This is a genomic window from Enterococcus sp. RIT-PI-f (genome assembly GCF_001297065.1).
Taxonomy (GTDB): domain Bacteria; phylum Bacillota; class Bacilli; order Lactobacillales; family Enterococcaceae; genus Enterococcus_D.
Map to the genome: position 1 here is coordinate 195,655 of NZ_LHOX01000016.1, position 23,747 is coordinate 219,401.

General features: G+C 43.6%; 24 protein-coding genes and 1 riboswitch. Of the genes, 20 read left to right on the forward strand and 4 right to left on the reverse strand.

The features are described from left to right. The first annotated feature begins 17 nt into the window (after window positions 1-17). The 12 genes from AEQ18_RS09795 (at window position 18) to AEQ18_RS09850 (ending at window position 12,555) form a co-directional block, all read left to right on the forward strand. Window positions 18-1,781 carry an ABC transporter ATP-binding protein gene (locus AEQ18_RS09795; RefSeq protein ID WP_054116161.1) on the forward strand — a complete coding sequence of 588 codons (1,764 nt, stop codon included), beginning with the start codon at window positions 18-20 and terminating at the stop codon, window positions 1,779-1,781. Next, window positions 1,771-3,597, forward strand: coding sequence for an ABC transporter ATP-binding protein (locus tag AEQ18_RS09800; RefSeq protein ID WP_054116162.1), 1,827 nt, complete (start codon window positions 1,771-1,773; stop codon window positions 3,595-3,597). The genes AEQ18_RS09795 and AEQ18_RS09800 overlap by 11 nt, the downstream gene beginning before the upstream one ends. 152 nt (window positions 3,598-3,749) lie before the next feature. Continuing rightward, window positions 3,750-4,649 (forward strand): cation diffusion facilitator family transporter, encoded by a 900-nt coding sequence (locus AEQ18_RS09805; RefSeq protein ID WP_235505522.1) that lies wholly within the window; start codon window positions 3,750-3,752, stop codon window positions 4,647-4,649. Window positions 4,650-4,790: 141 nt separating this feature from the next. Further along, a riboswitch (PreQ1 riboswitch) is annotated at window positions 4,791-4,835 on the forward strand. Window positions 4,836-4,860: 25 nt separating this feature from the next. Next, window positions 4,861-5,835 carry a nucleoside hydrolase gene (locus AEQ18_RS09810; RefSeq protein WP_054116164.1) on the forward strand — a complete coding sequence of 325 codons (975 nt, stop codon included), beginning with the start codon at window positions 4,861-4,863 and terminating at the stop codon, window positions 5,833-5,835. Between the two features lie 6 nt (window positions 5,836-5,841). After that, window positions 5,842-6,417 carry a hypothetical protein gene (locus tag AEQ18_RS09815; RefSeq protein ID WP_054116165.1) on the forward strand — a complete coding sequence of 192 codons (576 nt, stop codon included), beginning with the start codon at window positions 5,842-5,844 and terminating at the stop codon, window positions 6,415-6,417. Window positions 6,418-7,003: 586 nt separating this feature from the next. Beyond that, window positions 7,004-9,661, forward strand: coding sequence for a cation-translocating P-type ATPase (locus AEQ18_RS09820; protein ID WP_054116166.1), 2,658 nt, complete (start codon window positions 7,004-7,006; stop codon window positions 9,659-9,661). 155 nt (window positions 9,662-9,816) lie between these two features. Beyond that, complete coding sequence (locus AEQ18_RS09825) at window positions 9,817-10,224, forward strand: MarR family winged helix-turn-helix transcriptional regulator (RefSeq protein ID WP_054116167.1); 408 nt, start codon at window positions 9,817-9,819, stop codon at window positions 10,222-10,224. Window positions 10,225-10,240: 16 nt separating this feature from the next. Further along, the gene (locus tag AEQ18_RS09830; protein ID WP_054116168.1) at window positions 10,241-10,876 is read left to right on the forward strand and encodes a nitroreductase family protein; all 636 of its coding nucleotides are present in this window, start codon (window positions 10,241-10,243) and stop codon (window positions 10,874-10,876) included. Between the two features lie 23 nt (window positions 10,877-10,899). Then, a complete protein-coding gene (locus tag AEQ18_RS09835) occupies window positions 10,900-11,187 on the forward strand; it encodes a putative quinol monooxygenase (protein WP_054116169.1) in 288 nt (95 codons plus the stop codon). Between the two features lie 2 nt (window positions 11,188-11,189). Then, window positions 11,190-11,549 (forward strand): DUF1304 domain-containing protein, encoded by a 360-nt coding sequence (locus AEQ18_RS09840; RefSeq protein WP_054116170.1) that lies wholly within the window; start codon window positions 11,190-11,192, stop codon window positions 11,547-11,549. Between the two features lie 44 nt (window positions 11,550-11,593). Then, window positions 11,594-11,812, forward strand: a complete 219-nt coding sequence (locus AEQ18_RS09845) for a MazG-like protein (protein WP_235505523.1) — start codon at window positions 11,594-11,596, stop codon at window positions 11,810-11,812. Window positions 11,813-12,021: 209 nt separating this feature from the next. Next, window positions 12,022-12,555, forward strand: a complete 534-nt coding sequence (locus AEQ18_RS09850) for a GNAT family N-acetyltransferase (RefSeq protein WP_054116171.1) — start codon at window positions 12,022-12,024, stop codon at window positions 12,553-12,555. 22 nt (window positions 12,556-12,577) lie between these two features. On the opposite strand, the gene AEQ18_RS15760 is transcribed toward AEQ18_RS09850, so the two are convergent. From AEQ18_RS15760 to AEQ18_RS09865, 4 genes are all read right to left on the reverse strand, one after another. Further along, window positions 12,578-12,754 carry a hypothetical protein gene (locus tag AEQ18_RS15760; RefSeq protein WP_162838226.1) on the reverse strand — a complete coding sequence of 59 codons (177 nt, stop codon included), beginning with the start codon at window positions 12,752-12,754 and terminating at the stop codon, window positions 12,578-12,580. A 36-nt stretch (window positions 12,755-12,790) separates the two neighbouring features. Further along, the gene (locus AEQ18_RS09855) at window positions 12,791-13,000 is read right to left on the reverse strand and encodes a hypothetical protein (protein ID WP_054116172.1); all 210 of its coding nucleotides are present in this window, start codon (window positions 12,998-13,000) and stop codon (window positions 12,791-12,793) included. Window positions 13,001-13,063: 63 nt separating this feature from the next. Further along, the gene (locus tag AEQ18_RS09860) at window positions 13,064-13,351 is read right to left on the reverse strand and encodes a hypothetical protein (RefSeq protein WP_054116173.1); all 288 of its coding nucleotides are present in this window, start codon (window positions 13,349-13,351) and stop codon (window positions 13,064-13,066) included. Between the two features lie 223 nt (window positions 13,352-13,574). Next, window positions 13,575-14,177 carry an ECF transporter S component gene (locus AEQ18_RS09865; RefSeq protein WP_054116194.1) on the reverse strand — a complete coding sequence of 201 codons (603 nt, stop codon included), beginning with the start codon at window positions 14,175-14,177 and terminating at the stop codon, window positions 13,575-13,577. Between the two features lie 112 nt (window positions 14,178-14,289). On the opposite strand from AEQ18_RS09865, the gene AEQ18_RS09870 reads away from it, so the two are divergent. The 8 genes from AEQ18_RS09870 (at window position 14,290) to AEQ18_RS09905 (ending at window position 23,747) form a co-directional block, all read left to right on the forward strand. Further along, a complete protein-coding gene (locus AEQ18_RS09870; RefSeq protein WP_054116174.1) occupies window positions 14,290-14,901 on the forward strand; it encodes a TetR/AcrR family transcriptional regulator in 612 nt (203 codons plus the stop codon). A gap of 321 nt (window positions 14,902-15,222) precedes the next feature. Continuing rightward, window positions 15,223-16,575 carry a C40 family peptidase gene (locus AEQ18_RS09875; RefSeq protein WP_054116175.1) on the forward strand — a complete coding sequence of 451 codons (1,353 nt, stop codon included), beginning with the start codon at window positions 15,223-15,225 and terminating at the stop codon, window positions 16,573-16,575. A 75-nt stretch (window positions 16,576-16,650) separates the two neighbouring features. Further along, the gene (locus AEQ18_RS09880; protein ID WP_054116176.1) at window positions 16,651-18,462 is read left to right on the forward strand and encodes a glucosaminidase domain-containing protein; all 1,812 of its coding nucleotides are present in this window, start codon (window positions 16,651-16,653) and stop codon (window positions 18,460-18,462) included. 152 nt (window positions 18,463-18,614) lie between these two features. Beyond that, window positions 18,615-19,388, forward strand: coding sequence for a putative ABC transporter permease (locus AEQ18_RS09885; protein WP_054116177.1), 774 nt, complete (start codon window positions 18,615-18,617; stop codon window positions 19,386-19,388). 206 nt (window positions 19,389-19,594) lie between these two features. Beyond that, the gene (locus AEQ18_RS09890; protein WP_054116178.1) at window positions 19,595-20,779 is read left to right on the forward strand and encodes a 3D domain-containing protein; all 1,185 of its coding nucleotides are present in this window, start codon (window positions 19,595-19,597) and stop codon (window positions 20,777-20,779) included. A 142-nt stretch (window positions 20,780-20,921) separates the two neighbouring features. Continuing rightward, the gene (locus AEQ18_RS15945; RefSeq protein ID WP_235505524.1) at window positions 20,922-21,134 is read left to right on the forward strand and encodes a hypothetical protein; all 213 of its coding nucleotides are present in this window, start codon (window positions 20,922-20,924) and stop codon (window positions 21,132-21,134) included. Between the two features lie 798 nt (window positions 21,135-21,932). Further along, window positions 21,933-22,787, forward strand: coding sequence for a hypothetical protein (locus AEQ18_RS09900; protein WP_054116180.1), 855 nt, complete (start codon window positions 21,933-21,935; stop codon window positions 22,785-22,787). A 27-nt stretch (window positions 22,788-22,814) separates the two neighbouring features. Continuing rightward, window positions 22,815-23,747 (forward strand): LCP family glycopolymer transferase, encoded by a 933-nt coding sequence (locus AEQ18_RS09905; protein ID WP_442855699.1) that lies wholly within the window; start codon window positions 22,815-22,817, stop codon window positions 23,745-23,747.

Below are 23,747 nucleotides of genomic sequence, written 5' to 3' on the forward strand. Positions count from 1 at the left end.
TATTTGGAGGCAAAGAAATGATAGATATACTAAAAAGAACGAGTAAAAAAGAAAGAGGCATAGCTGCAATCAGTGTGGTATTTATCATTGTGCAGGTGTGGCTTGAGCTAAAGATTCCGGACTTTATGTCGGAGATCACGACATTGCTGCAAACAGAAGGTACGACGACGCAAGAGATTATCCATCCAGGTATCTGGATGATCGGTCTTTCACTATTGAGTTTCTTGGCATCCATCGTTGTAGGCTTTTTTGCAGCCAAAATTGCAGCCAGTCTTTCCACTAGGTTAAGAGATCAAATCTATAGTAAAATCATGCATTTTTCTCAATCGGAGATTCAACAATTTTCGATCCCAAGTTTGATCACAAGAACAACGAATGATTTAACACAAATTCAATTGGTTGTAGCGATGGGCTTGCAAGTCGTGATCAAAGGACCTATTACCGCTGTTTGGGCAATCACAAAAATTGCCAATAAAAACTGGCAATGGACACTGACAACGGCGATTGCAGTTTTGTTTTTGTTGATCATGTTAAGTACATTATTGCTGCTTGTTCAACCTAAATTTACCAAAGTACAAAATTTAACAGATAAATTAAACAGTATCACTAGGGAGAATTTATCAGGTATTCGTGTCATACGGGCGTATAATGCTGAAAATATTCAAAGCCAAAAATTTGAACAGGCGAATGAAAATTTAACGACCGTCAATCTATTTACAAACCGTATGCTTGCTATCATGAATCCCGGTATGACGATCATCTCCAGCGGATTGACTTTAGCAGTCTACTGGATTGGCGCTTATTTGATCGATGCAGCACAACTAGATGCAAAATTGGGACTCTTTAGTGACATGGTCGTTTTCACGTCTTATGCTATGCAAGTCGTGCTAGGTTTTATGCTAATGACGATCATTTTTTTGATTTTACCAAGAGCATTGGTCTCGGCAAAACGGATTACAGAAGTCTTGGAAACCAACCTGTCTTTGGTCTGGCCAGAACAATCAGTACTGACTGAAAAAAGAGGTGAGATCGAATTTGATCATGTATCTTTTGGTTATGACAAAAGCGCGGTTCCAGTGATCCAAGATATCTCATTTAAAGCGAAACAAGGCCAAACTATCGCTTTCATTGGATCAACTGGTAGTGGGAAGAGCACACTGATCAATTTGATTCCGCGCTTTTATGATGCTACTTCAGGCGAGGTCAAATTCGATGGTCAAAATGTTCAAGCCTATGCACAAGATGAGTTAAATAATCGAATTGGCTTTATTCCTCAAAAACCAGTTCTCTTCAGTGGCACGATTCGCTCGAATTTAGATTTTGGGACGAGTGAGGGTTCACCATTAAGCGACGATGATTTGAAACAAGCGTTGACGATCGCCCAAGCTTGGGATTTTGTTGAAGCCAAATCCCAGAAATTGGATGATCCAGTCGCGCAAGGTGGATCGAACTTTTCAGGGGGGCAGAAGCAAAGGTTGGCGATTGCGCGCGTGATCGCAAGAAAACCAGAGATCTTGATTTTTGATGATTCTTTTTCAGCGCTGGATTATCGCACAGACAAAACGTTGCGTGATGCATTGGATACGCATTTGCGTCAAACAACCAAATTGATCGTGGCCCAAAGAATCAGCACAATTATGCATGCGGATCAGATCATCGTGCTGGATGAAGGGCGAATGGTGGGCATAGGAACCCATGAAACATTATTGGCAACAAATGATATTTATCAAGAAATTGCCTATTCACAACTTTCCAAGGAGGAATTGGCACATGGAAAATAGCAAGAAGCAAAAAAAGAACAAAGACCAACCGAATAAACTAGGCCCCTTGTTCTATCAGCAATTAAAAGAACAGACCAAAGAATACCATGTTGGATTGATCTTCGCCGTCATTCTGGCAACATTAGGCAGTATCACGTCCATTTTAGGTCCAGATCGTCTAAGCGAGATCACTGACTTGATCACAGCCGGATTGTTTTCAACGATAGATGTCGCACAAATCCGCCGAATCAGTCTGACGCTTGCAGTGCTTTATGCGATCGGTGCGTTGATGTCTTATTTTCAAGGTTTTGTCATGGCAACAATTACCCAGAGGTTTTCTGAGAAATTGCGCTCAAATATCAATGACAAAATCAATCGGATTCCTTTGCGCTACTTTGATGCCCATAGCCAAGGTGAGACATTGAGTCGTGTGACAAATGATTTGGATACTGTAGGTCAGTCATTGAATCAAAGTTTGGGCTCCCTTGTGCCCGCCATCACGTTGTTTATTGGCTGTTTGATCATGATGATCCGGACAAATATTATTTTGACCGTGACAGCTGTGTTGTCCGTGTTTCTGGGCTTTTTGATAATGGTTTTGATTTTGATGAAGTCTCAAAAACACTTTGAAAGTCAGCAAGCGCATTTAGCGGAGATCAATGGATTTGTAGAAGAAGCCTATTCTGGTCACCAAGTGATCATTTCATACAACGCGAAAGAAGCGATGCATCGTCAATTTCAAGGCTTTAATCAGCAGCTGTATACCAGCATTTGGAAATCTCAATTTCTATCTGGTATTATGCAGCCTTTGATGGGATTTATTGGCAACTTTGGCTATGTGACTGTCTGTGTGGTAGGATCGATTTTGGCACTCAATGACCAGATTTCATTCGGTGTGATCGTTGCGTTCATGGTGTATGTCCGCTTGTTTTCTCAACCGTTGTCTCAATTGGCGCAATCAATGTCCAGTTTACAACTAGCTGCTGCTGCAATGGCCCGCGTCTTTGATTTCTTAAGGGAAGAAGAAATGAGCAATGAGCAAGGTAAATTGCAAGTTGAAGCCCGTACAGTTGGGGAAGTGACTTTTGACCACGTGAGTTTTGGTTATACAAAAGACAAAGAAATCATCCATGATTTCAGTGCAGTGGCGCATGCTGGGGAGAAAATCGCTATCGTAGGACCCACAGGAGCCGGCAAAACAACGATCGTGAATCTTTTGATGAAATTTTATGACATAGATAGCGGTAAGATATTGATCGATGATGTATCTATACAAGACCTTTCAAGAGCCCAAGTTCACAACCAATTTTGTATGGTTTTACAAGATACATGGTTGTTTGAAGGAACCATCAAAGACAACCTAAGATTCAATCAAACCGATATTTCGGACGACCAAATCCATGCAGCATGTAAAGCTGCCGGAATCGATCATTTTATTTCAACATTGCCGCAAGGGTATGACACAGTCTTGAATGACAGCTTGACATTGTCTGCAGGCCAAAAACAATTGCTGACAATTGCTAGGGCCTTGTTGAAAGATGCACCGATGCTTATCTTAGATGAAGCGACTTCCTCAGTGGATACGCGTACAGAAGAAGTCATCCAGAAAGCCATGGACAAATTGATGGTTGGACGAACCTCATTTGTCATTGCCCATCGTTTGTCAACGATCAAAAATGCTGACTTGATCCTTGTGATGAAGGAAGGCGAAATCATAGAACAAGGATCGCATGACGCCTTAATGGCACAGCAGTCATTTTATGCCGACCTCTATAATAGTCAATTTGAAAAACAACGTGCAACAGGAATGGACGAGGATCAATTGGCGTTGACCTGATTAAGCTGATGTCCTTTATCTAGAAGGCAGTATTATTTTAAACACGTCCTTTAAGCCTGTTTTGCCTAAAAAAAGCCAAAGTACCCTGCTTTGGCTTTTTTTCATTGGTCATGCTATTCTTAAGCAAAATAAACCATAAAGAAGGGTATAGGATGGAGCAGCAACGGGCACGCAGTATTGTGCTTTTCACGCATCTCATCGGCTTTGGGATCAAGTTTTTGGGATTTGTTTTCAGTGGCAGTGCAGTCTTGATGAATGAAAACATCCACAGTCTAATTGATTGCGTGAATCAAGGATTGCTAGTGGTAGGGGAGAAACGTGCACTGCGGGAACGCAGTGACTTGCACCAATTCGGAGAAGGTCGGGCTGTCTATTTTTTTAGTACAGTTGTAGCGATGACTGTCTTTTTTGGCGGTGGGTTATTCGCATTGATCGAAGCAGGACGTGATTTGCTTGATCCAACCCATGAAGTCATGCATATTCAGGTTGTCGCAGCCATTTTATTTGCTAGCTTATACATTGAGGTCGTCGCTGTTCAAAGCGGCTGGCAAGAAGTCAAAGGTCAAAAGCGCGAGACACAAACATTGATAGAATTTTTGCAAGACAGCCGCGATGCCGATTTGCTTTTGGGTTTTACAGAAAATCTTTTTGCATTGGCAAGTGTGAGTGTAGCACTAATAGGCATTCTGTTGACATCAGTGACAGGAAACGCCATTTTTGACTCTATTGGCGGTATATTGGGCGGGTTGCTTCTGTTGACTGCAGCATTGTTTTTAGGTAAAGAATTTTATAGCTTGCTGATAGGAGAAAGTGCCTCGCAAGCAGACTTGCAAAAGATCACGACCTGTTTACAGAGACCAGAAGTTTTACAGATCAATGATTTACGGACCGTTCACTTGAGTTCAGATGAATTATTGATTGTTGCGGATATCGTGATTCGGGAACAAGCCGTGTTGGAGCCGCATCATTTGATTGATCAAATCGACTTGCAGATCAAAGCTGCCTTGCCAGAGCTGAAAATCTATTGTTATATCGAAACAGAGGAAAGATAAAAAAATAAGGCAGACAAAACCGCAGCATGACGCTATTTTCGTTGTTCTGTGGTTTTTGTATGGATTGAAACTAGAAATAGTGTCGAGAAAACGTGTGTGGCCATGGTATACTATTTCCGTGCATTTAAATCAAGACATCGTCTTGGACTGGTTCGAAAACTTCCCAGGTTAAAAAACTAAGTATCTCTCAAAGATTGGAGGTTGGAAATAAATGCGAAAAGTGATTATCGATTGTGATCCTGGTATTGATGATACGCTGGCATTGATGTTGGCGATCAAAGCCCCAGAGATCGAGGTCGTGGCGATCACGACTGTCTGCGGCAATGCGCCGGTAGACATTGGCACCAAAAATGTGATCAAATGCTTGGAACGCTTGGATCGTTTGGATATCCCAATTTATCAAGGCGCAAAGCAACCCTTGAAACAGCCCTTTATCAGCGCTCAAGATACCCACGGTATGGACGGCTTAGGGGAAACGAATAGGCCAATCAATAGCAGAAAAACCATTGAAGACCAAGGCGCAGCCAGTTTTCTGGCGCAAACATTTGCCCAAGATGTGCCGATTTCAGTGATTGCGCTGGGGCCCTTGACCAACATTGCGACCGCCCTGCAATTGAATCCGGACATGGGTCGTCATATGGACCGCTTCGTCACCATGGGGGGCACGTACAAAAGTCATGGCAATTGTTCGCCCGTCGCTGAGTATAATTATTGGTGCGATCCCGATGCCGCTGCGTTGGTTTTTGACAAGTTAGGTACTTGTATCGAAATGGTCGGACTTGACGTAACGAGAGCCATCGTTTTTACGCCTACGCTGATTGAGTATTGCTGTCGAATGGATCCTGATACAGGAGGCTTCATGCGGGATATCACCCGTTTTTATGTTGATTTCCATTGGCAGCAAGAACGCATTCTCGGCTGTGTGATCAATGATCCGCTGGCGATCGCGTACTTTATCGATGATACCTTATGTCAAGGGTTCGACAGCTATACAGCTGTTGAAACGAAAGGACTCAGTCGCGGACAGACATTGGTGGACCGCTATGATTTTTGGCAAAAAGCTGCCAATAGCAAAATAATGACTGACGTCGATTCTCGTCAGTTTTTCAAGAAGTTTTTGACCGTTCTCTTAAATGCACACAAAGAAACGATCGAAGCAGATCTAGAAAAACTACAGATGGGATGATCAATAATGAAACAAAACAAACACACACTGTTCAACGTCAGAATCCTCACGTTGATGGCACTATCGATCGCAATCAACTTCTTAGGTGGAACCATTGCCCTTTGGTTAAGATTGCCGATCTATCTAGATAGCATCGGCACGATTTTTGCTGGTGCTCTGGGCGGACCAATCATCGGTCTGCTGACAGGATTAAGCAGTGGGGTTCTTAGTGGTGTCACAACAGATATCTTCTCGTTGTATTATGCCCCCGTTCAAATCGTCACTGGGGTGATGGCGGGTTTATTATTGAGAGGCAAAATCATCAAAAGAGGCTCTTGGAAATTACCAGGTTTGGCCTTGCTTGTGTCACTGCCAGGCACAGTGGCGGCTTCTTTTATCACGGTCCGTTTATTCGGGGGAATTACCTCTTCGGGTTCCAGCATGATCGTTCAAGTGCTGCACGGACTTGGGTTGAATCAAACCCTCAGCGTGATTTTGGTTCAAGCGGGTACGGATTATCTGGATCGTTTGTTGTCGGTCGCTGTCGTTGCGGCTGTCGTGTTGTTGTTACCAAAGCGCAGTACCTTCTTCAAGCGCGTGTAAAAGAAATGACGCATCGTAAATGGATGCGTCTTTTTGTGCATATTCTTGGGAAAATAAGGCAAATATATGTGAATCATCATCAAAAACAGCAAATAAACAATTTTTATTTGGTGTTTTTTTTCTGGTATAATTGAGATATCCTGATTGCATTATCTACAAAATGGCACTGGCTGTAAGATGTAACCTTATGAATCACAACATGCCTATGAGAATAAGTGATAGGGTGCCATGTTCCGTACAATTTCTTTGTTCCTATACGGAAATGAGTGCGCTTTCTTCTCGCGAGTCAGAGAATGATCAGATTGGTAACTCATGTTTTTTTACTTGTTTTGTGAAGCAAAATTATTTACCAATTCCCTTGATCCATGATAGGTTAAGAGTAAGCCAAATGGTTTTTTCACAAACCGATTGTGTCTTTTTTAGGAACAAAGTATTTGTTGTTCTCTTTGTAGCTGATGCGTCCATGCAGGACCCTTATGACTCCAAGCACAAGTCCGTCACTTTACTTGAAGCCATTTTTTGCTATGCCTAAATCAGTCAACGATCGGTTCTGATCAACCATGCCAAATATAAAAGGAGGAATTTGATGGAAAAATTTTACCAGCAAACGACTGAAGATACCTTGCAACACTTTGAAAGTGACCGACAACAAGGGCTAAGCGGGAAGACTGCCAGCCAACGATTAGAAAAATATGGAGAAAACACGATTCAGCAACAAGAGTCCCATAGTGTGTGGGCATTGCTGTGGGACAATGTGAACAATTTGATTGTTTACTTGTTGATCGCAGCCGCGTTACTCTCTTTTGCGATGGGGGAAACCATTGAAGGAGTTGCCGTACTGATCGCCGTTGTGATTGCTGTGATGACAGGGTTCATCACTGAATTGCGGGCGCAAAAGTCAATCGATTCCTTGCAAGACATGATTTACACTACCGCAAAAGTGATTCGTGATGGAGAAGTGACCGAGATCGAATCGGCCCACATCGTACCTGGTGATATCTTAGTCTTAGAAGAAGGTGACGCGATCGCAGCCGATGCCCGTCTTCTTGAAAGCAGTAATTTTGCGTCGATCGAGTCCGCTTTGACCGGTGAGTCAGAAGCCGTTGACAAAGATGCAAAAGAAATCTACGACGACGAAATGCCTTTAGGGGATCGTCGGAATGTGGTGTATGCCGGTACGGCTGCGACCCGAGGCAATGCCTATGCCGTTGTCACAGAAACCGCAATGGAAACAGAAGTCGGCAAAATCAGTGATATGCTGACTGGCGACAAGAAACGCCGGACGCCATTAGATATCGAATTGGACAAACTGGGCAAAGCCATCATTATTGCCGCACTCTTTGCTGCAGTAGCGGTCTTGATCGCTGGGCTATTGACCGATCAGCCTTTTGTGGAAATGATCCATATTTCGATCATTCTCGCAGTGGCAGCGATACCCGAAGCCATGCCTGCTGTTTCAACGATCACCTTGTCTCGAGGCATGCGGATCATGGCAGAACACAAAGCCTTAGTCAAATCACTGTCTGCTGTTGAAACGTTAGGAGCCACCAGTATCATTGCCAGTGACAAAACAGGCACGTTGACGGAAAATCAAATGACTGTCGCTGAAATTATTCTAAGCGATGGATCAACCTATACCGTATCAGGCAACGGCTATGAGCCAGAAGGTAAATTTTATGATGCAGATGAACAGGAAATCAATGCCAAAGAGACACAAGCACTGCATCAAATGATTCGCAATGGTGCATTATGTACCACAGCTTCATTACGAGAAAATGACGGACAATACGAAATATTAGGCGATCCAACCGATGGCGCCTTTGTTGTCTTAGGCAAAAAAGAAGGCATTGACCGCCAAACAGCTGAATCAGAAGGATTGCAAAAAATCGCTGAAATGCCTTTTGATTCAGACAACAAATTTATGGTGACGGTCTACGAAGGCGAGCAACGGACCTTGATTATCAAAGGCGCGCCAGATGTCTTGATCGAGTTAGCCCACGCCGATAACGAACAGATGAAGGAATTGGAAGACTACAATAGTACGTTGGCTAGCCATGGTCAGCGGGTGATTGCAGTCGGAAGAATCGATGATTACCAAGGCGGTACCGAAGAAGCCGATTTACGGGAAGCTTTGCAGCATATCGAGATCCAAGGGTTTGCAGGCATCGTCGATCCGCCCCGGACAGATGTCAAAGAAGCAGTCAAAGTGGCGCAAGAAGCCGGGATTCGTGTGAAAATGATCACTGGGGACCATCCGCAAACTGCATCCATGATCGCCAAAGAAATTGGCTTGAAAGACTATGACAAAACCATGACCGGTAAAGAGATCGATGACGCTGTCGGTCAACCAGGCTTCAATGAACGCATTGAAGAAGTGGCAGTTTTTGCCCGTGTTTCACCTGAGAACAAACTGCAATTGGTAGACGCGTTAAGAGAAGAAGGCGATATCGTATCGATGACTGGTGACGGTGTCAATGATGCCCCAGCCCTCAATGGCGCCGATATCGGGATCGCCATGGGGATTCGCGGGACTGAAGTGGCCAAAGAATCGTCAGATATGATTTTGACCGATGACCGTTTTGGTACGATCGTTGATGCCATCAAAGAAGGACGGATCATTTTTGACAATATCAAGAAATATGTGTCTTTCCTGTTCTCTTGTAATATGGTCGAGATCGTGACGATTTTCTTGAGTGTCATTTTCTTGATGCCGATCCCGATCCAGCCTTTGCATATCCTGTTCTTGAACTTGGTGATCGATATCGCGCCGGCGATGGCGTTAGCTTTTGAGCCAGCAGAAGATGAGATCATGCAACGGCAGCCACGTTCAAAAGAAGATAGTTTGGTCAATAAGCGATTCTTAGGACGGATCATCTTAAGTGGTGTCGTGATCGGGCTAGTCGCCTTTGGCTTCTTCAGCTACTTGATGCATACCAACCATGAATTGCAGTATGCCCAAACAGCGACCTTCACCTTTATGGCAGTCGCACAATTGATGCATATCTTCAATGTGCGCAAGAGCAGCGGCTTTGGTTTAGACAAGTCTTTCTTGAAGAACAAAGTGCTTGTAGGTGCAATGCTGTTATCTGTCGGCTTACAGTTGTCGGCTGTCTATGTGCCAGTGATGAATCAAATTTTAGGGACGATGCCAATCCAAGCAGGAACTTGGGGAATCATCTTTATTGCCGCCGCCATCTCTACCTTGGTGGTCATGGGCTTGAAGAAAGCTTTCCAACTGAAATAAACACCACAACAAAGACGCCGCAGATTGAGTATTTGCGGCGTCTTTGTTGATGTTTTTGCCAAAAAAATGACAATATCCTTTACAAATCAATTGGAAAAGCTTATCATTGACGAGTCAACAGTTGACAAGTCAATGATGGAAGGAGCCTGTGACAGATGGATTTATCGATGCTCAGCGACATGCTTTATCAATTGAAAATCGCCAATCAAGAACTAACCGCCGCTTTTGAGAAAGAAACTGGCTTTAGTTTGACCCGTTATCAACTGCTGCATGTGTTGCACGCACAAACACGTTGTACGCAGAATCAGCTGCAAGCAGCATTGCGGATCGATAGCGCGGCAGTCACCCGTCATCTAAAAATATTAGAAGACAAAGGATTCGTCACCAGAAGCCGCAACAAAGACAATAATCGTGAAATTTTTGTCGCATTGACGGCGAAAGCCATCGATGATCTCGCTGCTTGCAACGACAAGCATGCCCAAGACCAAGAAAGCTTAGGCATCCGATTGACAGCAAGTGAAGCACAGCAATTACAAGGACTACTCACCAAACTTATCCAATGAAAGAAGGACAATAGCAATGACAGAATATAGCAATAATAATTTCGCAGATATCACCTTCGGTCGGAAATCCGTTCGTGTATACGATGAAACATACAAAATCTCCCATGAAGAAATGTTGACCATGATCCAAGAATCAACGACCGCCCCATCTTCAGTCAACATGCAGCCATGGCGCTTTGTTGTGGTAGAAAGCGATGAACAAAAAGCCAAATTAAAACCATTGATTCGCTTCAACGTACGTCAAAATGACACTTCATCGGCCATGGTCTTGATATTCGGCGACCTGCAATGTCATGAATTAGGCGAAGACATCTACAACAAAGCTGTAGCAGAAGGCAAAATGCCTGCAGAAGTCAGAGACCAGCAATTGGCAGCAATCATCCCGCATTACCAAAACCTAACGACAGCACAAATGAATGATGTCGTAAAAATCGACGCCAGTTTAGCAGCGATGCAATTCATGCTGGTGGCTCGTGCCCATGGCTATGAAACCAATCCAATCGGTGGTTTTGAAGCCGATCAATTGGCAGAAGCATTTGGTTTAGACAAAGAACGGTATGTGCCAGTGATGATCTTGTCAGTTGGGAAAGCCAAAGAACTAGGTTATGAGTCCGTACGTTTAGACGCAACACAAATCACCACATTTTTATAAAATCAATATTGGAGGCATAGACAATGGAAATCATCAACGCCGTATTTTATATCAAAGAAGACCAACGGGCAGCATTTATGGCAGCTGTTGAACCTTTATTGGCTTCTGCTAGAGCAGAAGCAGGCTGTCACGGCTATCATCTCTACGAATCGACGGAAGAACCCAATCGCTTTGTAATGGTGGAAAAATGGGCAGACCAAGCCGCGATCGACGCCCATAACCAAACAGCAGAATTACAACACTTATTTAAGAAAATGCCTGAATTTGCAGCCAAACCGACAGAAATCACGGTCACCCATCAAGGAGAATGAACATGAGCTTGCTTAGTATCATCTTAATCCTTTTTGTTGCATTCGAGTTTTTCTATATTTGGTATTTAGAAACTATCATGCCCACATCAGAGCAGACCGCCAAAGTCTTTCATCTGAAGCCAGCAGATCGCCAACAGCCTGTAGTACAAACCTTGTTCAAAAATCAAGGGGTCTATAATGGCCTGCTTGGGATTGGGCTGATTTATAGTCTGACTTTCGCGCAAGCGCCGCTGGAAATCGCTCGATTGCTTTTGGTGGGCATTATCCTAGTGGCTGGATATGGCAGTCTGACCAGTGACAAGAAAATCATATTGACGCAGGGCGGCTTAGCGATTTTGGCATTGGTCTCGACTTTTTTCTAGTTTAAAAAAATATAAGTCTAAAGAAACGAGGAACCAAAATGGACATGAAGGAAGTTATTGCCCGTTCAAAAGCGATTCGTGATCGGTATCATCAACTTGAAATCCAACAAAATGGCCAGTCATGGTCTGCAGAACAAGATGCTTTGGCTTTTCTAACAGACGCCGCACTCGTTGGACGGTTTGTGATGGACAAAGAAGCAAGTTGGCCAACCAGCCAAACCGACACAAGTTTATCCTACAAAATCGGCGAGACCATGTGGTAGCTGGCGAGTATCGCAGAAGCAGAATCCATTGATCTGGCAACAGCGATGGAGACGTTTCTCAGCAGTCGGGAAACACATTTGGGATTGTGAAAAACAGTTTGACATAATGATGAAGGAAATGATGGTTTAATGGAAGAGACCAAGTTAAACGTACAGTTTATTTTATCGATGATCATCGTTTCTCTACCAATTAGAATCTGAGGTGACCCATGATCCAAATCAAGCAAATCACAGAAGCAACCCAGCAAGATATCCGTCTCAAAAACCAGCCTTTCAAGATTTGGGGCAAAATGATCCCGACGTACATCAACGAAACGTGGGACCATTCAATCGAGAGGTTACCAGCTGACCAAATAAGGGAGATGTGCTTTCCCGATGAACAGTATGACTATCAGCAGATGCAATCTAACACCGTCTTCTTCGGTGCCTATGATCAGGACGCATGTATTGGATTAGCGGTGGTACAGAAAGGTTTTTTCAACTACGATTACGTGTATGATCTGAAAGTTGATCAAGCCTATCGGAAGCAAGGTATTGCCCAGATGCTGATCGAAGAAGCTGCGATATGGGCAAAATCCCATGGCAAACAGGGATTGTATACGATCGGGCAAGACAACAATGTGTCGGCCTGTTTGTTCTATCTGAAAGCGGGTTTTCGGATTGGCGGCCTGGATACTGAAGTCTATCGTGGCACGGCACAAGAAGACAAGAAGGATATTTTGTTTTATCTTGATGATAAATAAGCAAAAAAAATAAGCCCTAGGCTTATTTTTTTTTGCGGAATACATCTTGATCTGGGTCTGTATAGTAATCTGGATTTAATTCATCATCGACCGATACACCGAACAAGGAAACCAGGCTAGGCACGATACCCAGCAAGCCGAGAACCACCGCGATGGGCAGATAGATCTTTTTCTTCTTGTACCAAGGTTTTTTTTCCATAAAGCATACACCTCTCTCAGTCAAAGACAAGCAACATTAGTTATTTGAGTTTTTGTGCCGAAGACGCTGATAAAATTTGACCACTAAATCGATCGCAAAGAAAATAGCAAGCAACATCAAGAATTGATTGAACATCTGGATGATTGGTAATGAACCTAATGTATATGTACCAAACAGGATGTCTATGGCATAGTAAACGATGATGAAAACCAAGGCAGTAAGGACATTGCGCAGGATATTGTTCATGAGGACCTCCTAAAAGTGTGACGTCTGTTCAAAGATAGATGATACCGTTCACAATTGGCGGCATCATAGGAGAAAAGACAGTGCCGCAACCATAACGATGATCCCTATGATTTCACACAACGATTCAACCAAACGACTGCTGTTTTGTAGAAAAATCGGATAAACTGGTTTGCCACTCAACCAAGTGCTCCCACCATAATCCGGTGGATAAATTGAATTGAACAAAGTACTGATCATTGCCAACGCAATCCCTTGGCTAAAGTCATCAGCAGTGATCAAATACAGCGCAAAGGACAAAACCAGCAAATGGGTGATACGCAAATAACGCACATGTTTTAGTGTAATAGCCACGGAACAGCCTCCGTTTCTTTGGTGTGTTTAAGTTTAAAAAATTATGTTAAAGATTATAAATTAATGATAACAGAAAAACCCGAATAAACAATCAAAATCATTCCATGTGACAAGAATGATAGCGGAAAGACAAAAAAACGACCACCAATAAAGAGGTCGTTTCGCAAAAGAATCATGATGATCAAGGTACCTTTTCACAAAGAAAAATGATACGATAGCAGTATCAACGGTTGTCTGGGCGCAAGCTTGTGGCTGCGAACAAGGCCTTGACCAAAATCGGGGTCAAAATCGCAGCAGTGATCACTTCAGAAACCCCATTGGTCAAAGCAATACCACCTAAAGTCACAAACAACGCGGACGTATCAACACCATATGTGTTGGCCACCAAACCGGTATATAGAAGACCCATCAGGGATAGAACCAATACCGTATTGGTGATCGTGCCAAAAATCGCTGCCACGATCGAAGCTGCCACCACTTTCTTGGTCTTCTTATAAATGACCGTGAAGAGCAGACCAGCGACCAAGCCAACCAAGACCCGTGGCACCACCGAAATGATCGGATTGGTGAAAACCGCGATATCCAAAGGCGTCGTAGGGGAAGTAAACGCACGGAAAATCGTGAATAAGCCCCAGATCAAGCCGATGAACATGCCGTCTTTGGTTCCCAGGACAACGGCCGCTACGATGACCGTCACATGGATGATCGTTAAGCTTGTGATCCCAATCGGGATATATCCGAGAAAAGGAACCATTGTTTGTAAAATAATAATTGCAGTCAGAATGGCACGAATCACCAACCGATACGTTTTGCTTTTTGTATTTATAGGAAACACTCCTTTTGATATAAATGACACTCGTGTCATTTAGTGGTAAAGTGATTATACAATAGAATGACACGTGTGTCATTAAAAAAGTTGCGAAAGGAGAAAGATGTGCATGACACATGTTGAACCGATGAAAGCGAAAGACAAGAAACAACAAAAACGCGAAGCCATCATTGAAAGCGCGAAAGTCGTATTCAGTAAAAAAGGGCTGATTGATGCCACTATGAAAGATATCATCGAAGAATGCGGCATTAGTCGCGGAGGAATCTATCTTTATTTCAACTCAGTAGATGAAATTTTTTTGGCCGTCATCGAGCAGCGTTCCCAACGCAAGTTTGATGATGTCCGGGAGATGATCACGGCGCAAGTGCCTTTTGAAACGATTTTGGACAAATATTTTGCGGATCATCGTGAGCGCTTGCTTCACAGCATCTCCGATAGTATGCTGCGGGCGATGTATGAATATTACTATACCCATAAGACAATGGCATCGCGTTCACTGCAAGAAGCGCAATTGACTGAAACCAAACGGACGATCCATGAGATTTTCCAAGTCGGTGTCGCCCAAGAGGTTCTACGAGACGAAGACCTAGAAATCATTGCTGAAAACTACATGTTCGTGATCGAAGGGCTAGGGATCCTGGCATTGACCGGGCATTTGAGTCAAACAACCATCGATAACCAAATCGCTATGATGCGTCGACTCTTGCCGTATCGCGAATAAAAATAAAAAATGCCGCTATCTGTTAGAAACAGATAGGGCTTTTTTTGTGTTGGGTTTGTCATCCTAGTGAAATCTAGAACATGATTTATTTATTGTTTGATGACGTTATTTGTTGGACGTTTTGTACGCAAAGCAAGTTGCAAGTAGGGATCAAAGGATAAAGACTAGAAGAAAAACCGTTTAATTTATTAAATAACGTGTATTTTATAATGTAATCAAATTGTTAATCAGCACTGATTGGGTTTCTTTGGAATATATGTTAAAATTGTGAATGTCAAAATGATTTAAAAAATTCTTTTATTTTGAATTAAAGGAGGAAAAATGAAGAAAAAAATCATCACTTCTATCTGTTTGTGTGGTTTGACATTGACACTTTTTACAGGGGCAACAGACGTGTCTGCGACTGATTTTGATCAAATGATCCAACGAAAAAATAACGAGATCCATCAATTGCGGACACAACGCCAAACAGTCCAGCAACGGATCACGGATCTCACGAACGAAATTGCTGCGATCAATCAAGAAGCACAAGGGTTATTGGCAGAACAAGAAGCTTTGTATACAGTGATCGATCAATTAGCAGAAGATATCGCAGAATTACAGGTCAGGATCGATAAGCGTGCGGCAAATATTGAAGAACAAGCACGGGAAACGCAAGTCAATGGGAAAAGTGATCAATTGCTGCATGTTGTTTTAGATGCGGATTCTATTAGTGATTTTGTTGGCCGGCTTCATGCCATGACAACGATCGTTCGGGCGAACAATCAATTGATCACCCAGCAAAAGCTGGATCGAGAAGATTTAGCGCGTAAACAAAGCGCGTCTAAAGACAAAGTGGCTGTGCTCCATGCGACGCAAAGTCGTTTAGAAGCGCAAAAAGGGGAAATCGAGGGGAAGCAAGCCGACCTCAATGTTGAAGTCAGCACGCTGGCTTATCAAGAGTCGTCAAAAGAAGACGAAAAGCAGCAGCTCAAAGCAGAAAAAGAAGTCTTTGAGGCGGAGCAAGCGCGCATCCGGGAAGAAGCCGCTCAAGCGGCCGCAAGGCAAGCCCAAATCGAAGCGGCACAGGCAGAACAAGAAACTAGTCTGGCCGTGGTTGATGTAGTTGACCCGACTGTTGAGGAAGACAGGGACGCAGCTGGAGCAGATCGTGATAGGCCTGCCGACACGCCAGAAGCTGTGCAGCCTGCGGCACCAGCCGACACACCGCCAGTTGATGCGCCTGAAGGAGCACCGGCAGCACCGGCAGCACCTACACCGACACCGGAACCGGTCGTCCAAAGACCAGCAGCACCAACGCCGGCACCCGCGCTTGCAGCCAATGGATCCGCAATCGTTGCCGAAGCCTATAAGCATATAGGCAAGCCTTATGTCTGGGGGGGCAAAGGCCCAGATGCATTCGATTGTTCTGGATTTACCCGTTATGTTTACTTGCAAGTGACAGGGCGCGATATTGGCGGTTGGACTGTCCCACAGGAATCAGCTGGTAGGGTGATCTCGGTAGGCGAAGCCCAAGCAGGGGATCTTCTGTTTTGGGGCAGTGCCGGCAGTACCCATCATGTGGCGATTGCGCTTGGCGGTGGACAATATATCCATGCCCCAAGACCTGGCCAAACGATATCAGTGGGTTCAACCAGCAATTGGGCACCTAGTTTTGCAGTACGTGTGCACTAGTACCAATAAGAAACGATAACGGTCAATCACTGTTGTCGTTTTTTTAAAATCAACATAGACAAAAAGGAGTAAAAAATGGAAAGCAGAAAAACAATCAAAAAACGACTCAGACGACAGAAAAACAGCATGTTATATAGGAAAAGCGTGGCATTGACAACCATTTGCACCACGACGATTCCCATGGTGCCATTGACTGTTTTTGCCAATGAAGACACAGACCAAGCATCTCGTGTCAATGTGGTCGAATACGCTGCGGATGATAGCAGTCTGCAAGCAGAAGAGGCAGCACCGAGCCAGCCAGAACAAGACGTTGAGATAGAGGAAACCGAAGATGATCTGTCAGAAGACGATCAAACCCCCGCAGTGGTGGAAGACGATACACCCCCAACAGATCCAGAGATCATGCCAGAAGATTTCCCTCCTTTAGTGGAAGAAGATCAATCGATGGTCCAAGACCAGCCAGCTGCAGATCAGGGGCAAGTATTGCCTGCGGAAGATTTGACCAATGCCCGTTCTGCCAATCCGCAAGCCTTTATTCAGCAAGTCGGACCGATGGCACAGCAAGTGGCCAGTGCCAATGATCTCTATGCATCTATCATGATTGCGCAAGCGATTCTTGAATCTGGTTGGGGCCAATCCCTGCTTACGCTCCAAGCCAATAACATGTTCGGCATCAAAGGCAGCTACAATGGCCAATTTGTCGAGATGAAGACACTGGAAGATGACGGCAAAGGCAACTTATATGAAATCGTCGCCCGCTTCCGCAAATATCCTTCCTTACATGAGTCTTTTGAAGACAACGCCCATGTATTGCGGACAACCTCCTTTACACCAGGTGTGTTTTTCTATTCTGGTGCTTGGCGGTCGAATACCTCTTCTTATCGGGAAGCGGCCCAATGGCTCCAAGGTCGGTATGCTACAGATACAACCTATGCCAGCAAGCTGATCAACTTGATCGAAACCTACAACTTGACCCAATATGACAGCGGCAGTTCTGGCGGAGGCAATACTGGCAGCGGCAATGGATCAACCAATAACCAGGAGACAGCCATCAACCAGCAATTTCGGACCACAGCCGCTTTGAATATCCGCAGTGATGCCTCGACAAGTGCCAGTATCACCGGATCATTAGCGAATAATGCAACGTTCCAAGCTGTTGCCAGCAAAACGGGTACCAGTGTCAATGGCAATACCACGTGGTATCGGATCAATGGACGCGGCTGGGTCAGTGCTGCGTATGTTACGGCTGTCAATAACAATCAAAACAACAACCAAAACAATCAAGAAATAACGATCAATCAACAATTCCGCACGACGGCAACCTTGAACATCCGTAGTGATGCCTCGACAAGTGCCAGTATCACCGGTTCTTTGGCCAGCAATGCGACATTCCAAGCTGTAGCGAGTAAAACGGGTACCAGTGTCAATGGTAATACCACATGGTATCGGATCAATGGACGCGGCTGGGTCAGCGGTGCTTACGTAACAGCAGTGAATAACAATACCAGCAACAACAATGAAACAGCAATCAGCCAACAATTCCGTACGACGGCTGTCTTGAATGTTCGGGCAGACGCTTCTACATCTGCGCGGATCACCGGGTCACTGGCACGGGCAGCGACGATCCAAGCCACCGCCCGCAAAACCGGCACCAGTGTCAATGGCAATACTACCTGGTATCGCATCAATAATGGCTGGGTCAGTGGTGCATACTTGCAGTCTGTAACAAGCAACAACAATTCCAGCAAAACATATACCGTCAAATCAGGGGACACATTATGGCAAATCGCCAACAGCAATGGCATTTCTGTGAATCAATTGATGTCATGGAATAATCTTAGCAGTTCATTGATCATGGTCGGGCAGCGCTTGGTCGTGGCAAAATAGCATAACTAGAAAAAAAGGAATCGACCAAGGCGGCGATTCCTTTTTTATGACAGAAAACAGTGAATCACATAGGTATCTCACCGAAGAAGAGGTATACTACTCCTATACCTATCTGTTGCAATACAGATGATTTCGTATTTTAGGAGGCACCCATGCAAACATTTAATCTGATCGTCTTGTTGTTCTTTATGTACAGCTTTATTGGCTGGTTATGGGAAACGATTTATTGTTCCTTGAAAGCCGGACATTTTGTCTATCGCGGCTTTTTGATCGGTCCGATCACGCCAATCTATGGATTTGGCATTCTTGGTGTGGTCTATTTATTGAGACCCATCCATGGTACAACCGTTGGCTTATTCTTTGCCGCAGCACTATTGGTGACCGTCTTAGAATATGTCACAAGTTACTTGCTGGAACGGTTCTTTCACGCCTCTTGGTGGGATTATAAGGATGTACCTTTCAATATCAATGGTCGCGTCGCACTGCCTATATCGATCTTTTGGGGCGCATGCTGCGTGTTGATCGTCCGGGTAGTGCATCCAGTACTTTTGCACCTGGCAGCAAATGTGTCGTTGACGATCGGTTTTTTATTGCCGGTGGCCTTGTTGATGCTGCTTTCCTTTGATTTGGGCCTGACCCTTGCCAACATGGCTGGATTCCAACGGGCTGTCAAACGAATGGAACAAGAACTCGAACGTCAAAAAGCGTCAGCGGACCACTATATCGAAGTTGTGACGGACAAACGCCAGAATTGGCAAGAACGGCTGCAAAAAGTGCCAGCGGAATGGCGCGAGTTGAAGGAAACCTTGCCAAAACTCAATTTCCAACAAAGAAGACTGCTAAAAAACTTTCCACAACTCAAAGTAGAAAATATTACAAATCTCCAAGAACTCAAAAGCTTTATCGAAGAATTACGCAAAAAATAAGCAGTTTGTTACAATTTTGTTACAACGGTATTCAAGCAATAGATGTTATGAGGCCTAGCTTCATTCACCGTCTTTATAAAAATTTTACATTTATCCGCATCACTAGCTGATTTTGTAATAAATTGTAAAATCTCTGCAACAAAACTCCCTTGCTTAATTTGTATAATAGAAACGTTGGAAACCAAAGTGAAAAGTGAGGGAATTTTTTGAAAGCCAAAAAACTAAGAACAATGATCGTTGCCATCGTGGCAGCAGGGACCGTTGCTCCGATTTTTGCGCAGGCTGAATCATTGGAATCACTGCAAGAACAAGAAAGTACCATTATGCAGCAAAGCCAAGCAATCAGTGCGGAAGTACAAATCGCTTTAACTGATGTCAATAAAACGTACAGTGAAGTAGAATCGCTAAAAGCGCAAATCGCAGAAAACGAAGACACACTGGCTCAAACAAAATCAGATATTGCCACCGCGCAAGACACCATTGAGAAGCGTGAAGCTGTCGTTGCGGAACGAATGAAAGATATCCAAGTCAATGGCGGGGCAACACGTGACTGGACAGTCTTGCTGGAATCAGCCAATATGCAAGATTTTATCAATCGCGCCTACGCGATGACCATGCTCCAAAACTTAGAAAAAGAAAAAATCGAGTCCTTGTCCAGCGAGAAAGAAAAACTAGAATCGTTGCAAGACAAAGCCGAAGCTACGCAAACCAGCTTGACTGCTGATCAACAATCTTTGGAAGAACAAGCCAAAGCGTTAGATAGCAAAATCAGCAATTTGCAAGCACAATTGAAAGACAATGAATCAACCTTGGCGCAGATCGCTTCTAGCAAAGAAGCTGAAGAATCACGGTTGGCTGCAGAAAAAGCAGCAAAAGAAAAAGCCGCCAAAGAAGCGGAACAAAAAGCCAAAGATGAAGCGGCAGCTGCTAAAGCTGCTGCCGAAGCCCAAGAAGCTGCCAGCAGCAGTTCTTCTGACAATGCAGGATCATCCAGCAGCAGTGCTTCAAGCAGCAGCACATCAAGCAATACGTCAAGCAGCACCAACGAGTCATCCAGCAGCAATACCAGTAACACGAGCAACACCAATAATACAGGATCAACCAGTGGTAAGACGATGACGATGGAATCAACAGCCTATTCATACGCTGAAGCCGGTGCCAGCTATTTCACAGCCACAGGGACTGATTTACGTAAGAATCCAATGGCCGTCGCCGTTGATCCAAGCGTGATTCCTTTAGGCACGCTGGTCAACGTTGAAGGGTATGGTGTTGCATTGGCCTTAGATACAGGTGGGGCAATCAAAGGCAACATCATTGATGTCCATTTTGACAACGAAAATGCTTGTCTCCAGTGGGGACGTCGCCAAGTCAAAGTAACGATCTTAGATTAATGAAAGAAGACCTTTAGCGAGGTCTTCTTTTTTTGTACAAAAACAAAAAAATCGCCTGACAGCGACGCCGTTCATCAGGGATCGATTCTTGTAGGAGAGCATGGAATTCAGGGGTATTAAGAATTCATCAAAGACGTCACAAGTGCTTCATATATGTGACTGTAAAGAAAGCTTCAAACAAAATCTGTTCACGGATGGCCTCCTCTGTCTCAGTCAGAAAAACATCCATCAAGTCCTGAACCAGCAACTGGATTTTGGGATGCTGGTTGTAGGTATGGCAAAAGTGCCTCGCCATTCAGATCATAGATCGATCGATACCAATGCTGCTAACTTCGGGGCCTTTTCCACCGAATAACAAAGAAACATGCACAAAGCTTCAACATTTTCACCAACCAGAGAAAATGTTGAAGCTTTGTGCATGTGTTGCATGAAATAGATAAAATAATACGCACGTTCACATTTGTTTCACGCAAAAATAAAAAAGAATCATTGACAATTGCCGTTAAATCAACGTTTGATCACCAACTTCGATATGCAAAAAAACATATTATAACTGACTGTAAAAAATAAAACGAAAAGAAGAACGGTTACATCAGAAGGGAGAATCGCTTACCTCATTTTATGTAGCAGTTTTTTTGGTTGTTGCAAACGGGATTTAGGTCTTTTTTTCTCGTGTGATATTTCACAATAATAAAATACATTGACAACTTGGGTAGAAACTTTTAAAATTCACTATGTTATAGTTTAAAAATAACTTCTAATATTTTTTGTACAAATCGAATAATTAATAAAATTCCGAACGATTAGGTTGAATTTCCGCCAAATCACATTGATTTTCATCATATTTTATGTCTTTATGGATATAATTTATCACAAAAGTAAAAGTGATTAGAAGCATTGATCCACTGGTCAATTGAGTGAATATTTAGAAAACATGATGAGGGCGCTTCATTTATGACCGAAATGATAACAAAATATTTGACAAATGAAGGGAACATTCATTCAAATAACATATGATTTTAATAGAAATATCACGAATTGCCTTTTCTTATAAGGCGTTTTCTCTTATAATAGTATAGAATTGCCTTGTCTATTTTAAGGACAGTGAAGGCAGATTTTTTGTTTCAGCACAATTGAATTAGGGAGTGTGTTCATGGGAAAGCCGTTATTTAAGACTTTGACCGTTCTGTTCGTTGCTATCGGTGCATTAGCAATCTGTTTGTTAGGGTATAGGCAGAACAATCAAAAGCAATATGAGCAACGCGTCGCGTATGCAAAAACAGCCATCTCTGCGGAGAAAGCCAGTTTGGCAACGATCGCAGAAGAGATAGGTGAACTATACAGCAATGATGACCGAACGATTTTGAAGAAAGACTTGGAACAAGAAGATGTGTCAAAACTTGTCGCGAAGTTAGCAGCGATCAAAGTTTCTGCCGATGATTATGGGATCGATGAGGATGCTTTGCCAAGCGATTCTCAAGAGATCCAAGATCAAAAAAGTGCATTAGACGATGAATTGAAAGATGCAGAAGCCAAAATCAAGCTTCAAGTTGCCACAGATGACTTGTTCACCAAAGGCGTCTCCAATTGGCAGAAAGCCGAGAATGATGTCATCATCAAAGCCGATTTGAAAGATACAGATGTCGGCAATGTCAGAGAGAACTTAGGCTTCTTCGCGGATGATGCTTGGAAAGACTTAGTCAAAGAGTACCTTGGCTATGCAGACGCGCAACTGGACCGTGTGGCCAAGCTAGATGAAAGCTTCAAAAGCATGCTGAAGGATGACGCTGTCACTAGTGAAGTAACCTTAGAAAAATACCTAGCTGTGGTTGAGAGCATCAGTCAAGTCCGTAATGAAGAGTTGAAAGAGAAGTATGCAAAACTCGCAGACAGTATCTCAACACAAATGGGCTATGGTTACTATGGCAGTGCATCAACGTCATCATCAACAGAAACCTATTCAGATACGTATACCGACACAGAAAGCGGCACGGATTCAGGATACTGATCGGCTAGGATGAATTGGAGGAAAAGCATGTCTAAAGGAAAAAAGATTTTTTTGATTATTTTTGGAATTGTCGCAGTCATCGTCATCGGCATCGTGGGTGTCGGGGCGAAGCTGTATATGGATCTTTCGGGATCGATTCAGAAGACTTATGAGTCGGTGGAGCGGGATCAAGATGAAACCAAACGAGAAACGAAAGTTGATTTGTCTCAAGAAGAATCGTTTTCAGTCTTACTGATGGGCATCGATACAGGAGATTTGGGACGGGTCGACCAGGGACGTTCGGATACGATGATGGTTGCGACGGTCAGTCCTTCAGATCAACAAACGACGATCGTGAGTATTGCCAGAGATACTTATGTGGATATCATCGGTCACGGGACGCAAGATAAAATCAACCATGCCTATGCATTTGGTGGACCGGCGATGTCTATGAATACGGTGGAGAATTATTTAGATATCCCCATCGACCATTATATTTCGATCAATATGGCCGGGCTGAAAGAGTTAGTAGACGCAGTGGGTGGAATCGAAGTCAATAATGATTTGACTTTTTCACAAGATGGCTATGACTTTACAATAGGAAAAATCACCCTCGATGGCGATCAAGCATTGGCTTATTCTAGAATGCGATATGAGGATCCAAATGGCGACTATGGGCGTCAAGAACGTCAACGTAAAATTGTTGAAGGAATAGCAAGAAAAGTGTTAAGCTTAGATGGCGTCAGTAAATATCAGGATATATTGACCGCTGTTGAGAGCAATATGAAAACCGATATGAGCTTCGATGATTTGCGTACGATCGCCTTAAATTATCGCGATGCCTTTAATTCTGTCAAACAGGACCAGTTAAAAGGGGAAGGCTTCATGCAAGACGGCATCTCCTATCAACGAGTCAGTGAAGATGAATTAGCTCGAGTACAAAAAGAATTAAAAGCGCAATTAAATATCGACAATGAATAA

What these genes read in the sequence shown, in the direction of transcription:
- AEQ18_RS09875 (WP_054116175.1), top strand. Translation starts at nt 15,223, where the DNA reads ATGAAGAAAAAAATCATCACTTCTATCTGTTTGTGTGGTTTGACATTG.
- AEQ18_RS09810 (WP_054116164.1), top strand. Translation starts at nt 4,861, where the DNA reads ATGCGAAAAGTGATTATCGATTGTGATCCTGGTATTGATGATACGCTG.
- AEQ18_RS09905 (WP_442855699.1), top strand. Translation starts at nt 22,815, where the DNA reads ATGTCTAAAGGAAAAAAGATTTTTTTGATTATTTTTGGAATTGTCGCA.
- AEQ18_RS09835 (WP_054116169.1), top strand. Translation starts at nt 10,900, where the DNA reads ATGGAAATCATCAACGCCGTATTTTATATCAAAGAAGACCAACGGGCA.
- AEQ18_RS09880 (WP_054116176.1), top strand. Translation starts at nt 16,651, where the DNA reads ATGGAAAGCAGAAAAACAATCAAAAAACGACTCAGACGACAGAAAAAC.
- AEQ18_RS09870 (WP_054116174.1), top strand. Translation starts at nt 14,290, where the DNA reads ATGACACATGTTGAACCGATGAAAGCGAAAGACAAGAAACAACAAAAA.
- AEQ18_RS09845 (WP_235505523.1), top strand. Translation starts at nt 11,594, where the DNA reads ATGAAGGAAGTTATTGCCCGTTCAAAAGCGATTCGTGATCGGTATCAT.
- AEQ18_RS09820 (WP_054116166.1), top strand. Translation starts at nt 7,004, where the DNA reads ATGGAAAAATTTTACCAGCAAACGACTGAAGATACCTTGCAACACTTT.
- AEQ18_RS09840 (WP_054116170.1), top strand. Translation starts at nt 11,190, where the DNA reads ATGAGCTTGCTTAGTATCATCTTAATCCTTTTTGTTGCATTCGAGTTT.
- AEQ18_RS09795 (WP_054116161.1), top strand. Translation starts at nt 18, where the DNA reads ATGATAGATATACTAAAAAGAACGAGTAAAAAAGAAAGAGGCATAGCT.
- AEQ18_RS09885 (WP_054116177.1), top strand. Translation starts at nt 18,615, where the DNA reads ATGCAAACATTTAATCTGATCGTCTTGTTGTTCTTTATGTACAGCTTT.
- AEQ18_RS09815 (WP_054116165.1), top strand. Translation starts at nt 5,842, where the DNA reads ATGAAACAAAACAAACACACACTGTTCAACGTCAGAATCCTCACGTTG.
- AEQ18_RS15760 (WP_162838226.1), bottom strand. Translation starts at nt 12,754, where the DNA reads ATGGAAAAAAAACCTTGGTACAAGAAGAAAAAGATCTATCTGCCCATC.
- AEQ18_RS09825 (WP_054116167.1), top strand. Translation starts at nt 9,817, where the DNA reads ATGGATTTATCGATGCTCAGCGACATGCTTTATCAATTGAAAATCGCC.
- AEQ18_RS09830 (WP_054116168.1), top strand. Translation starts at nt 10,241, where the DNA reads ATGACAGAATATAGCAATAATAATTTCGCAGATATCACCTTCGGTCGG.
- AEQ18_RS09850 (WP_054116171.1), top strand. Translation starts at nt 12,022, where the DNA reads ATGATCCAAATCAAGCAAATCACAGAAGCAACCCAGCAAGATATCCGT.
- AEQ18_RS09855 (WP_054116172.1), bottom strand. Translation starts at nt 13,000, where the DNA reads ATGAACAATATCCTGCGCAATGTCCTTACTGCCTTGGTTTTCATCATC.
- AEQ18_RS09805 (WP_235505522.1), top strand. Translation starts at nt 3,750, where the DNA reads ATGGAGCAGCAACGGGCACGCAGTATTGTGCTTTTCACGCATCTCATC.
- AEQ18_RS09900 (WP_054116180.1), top strand. Translation starts at nt 21,933, where the DNA reads ATGGGAAAGCCGTTATTTAAGACTTTGACCGTTCTGTTCGTTGCTATC.
- AEQ18_RS09800 (WP_054116162.1), top strand. Translation starts at nt 1,771, where the DNA reads ATGGAAAATAGCAAGAAGCAAAAAAAGAACAAAGACCAACCGAATAAA.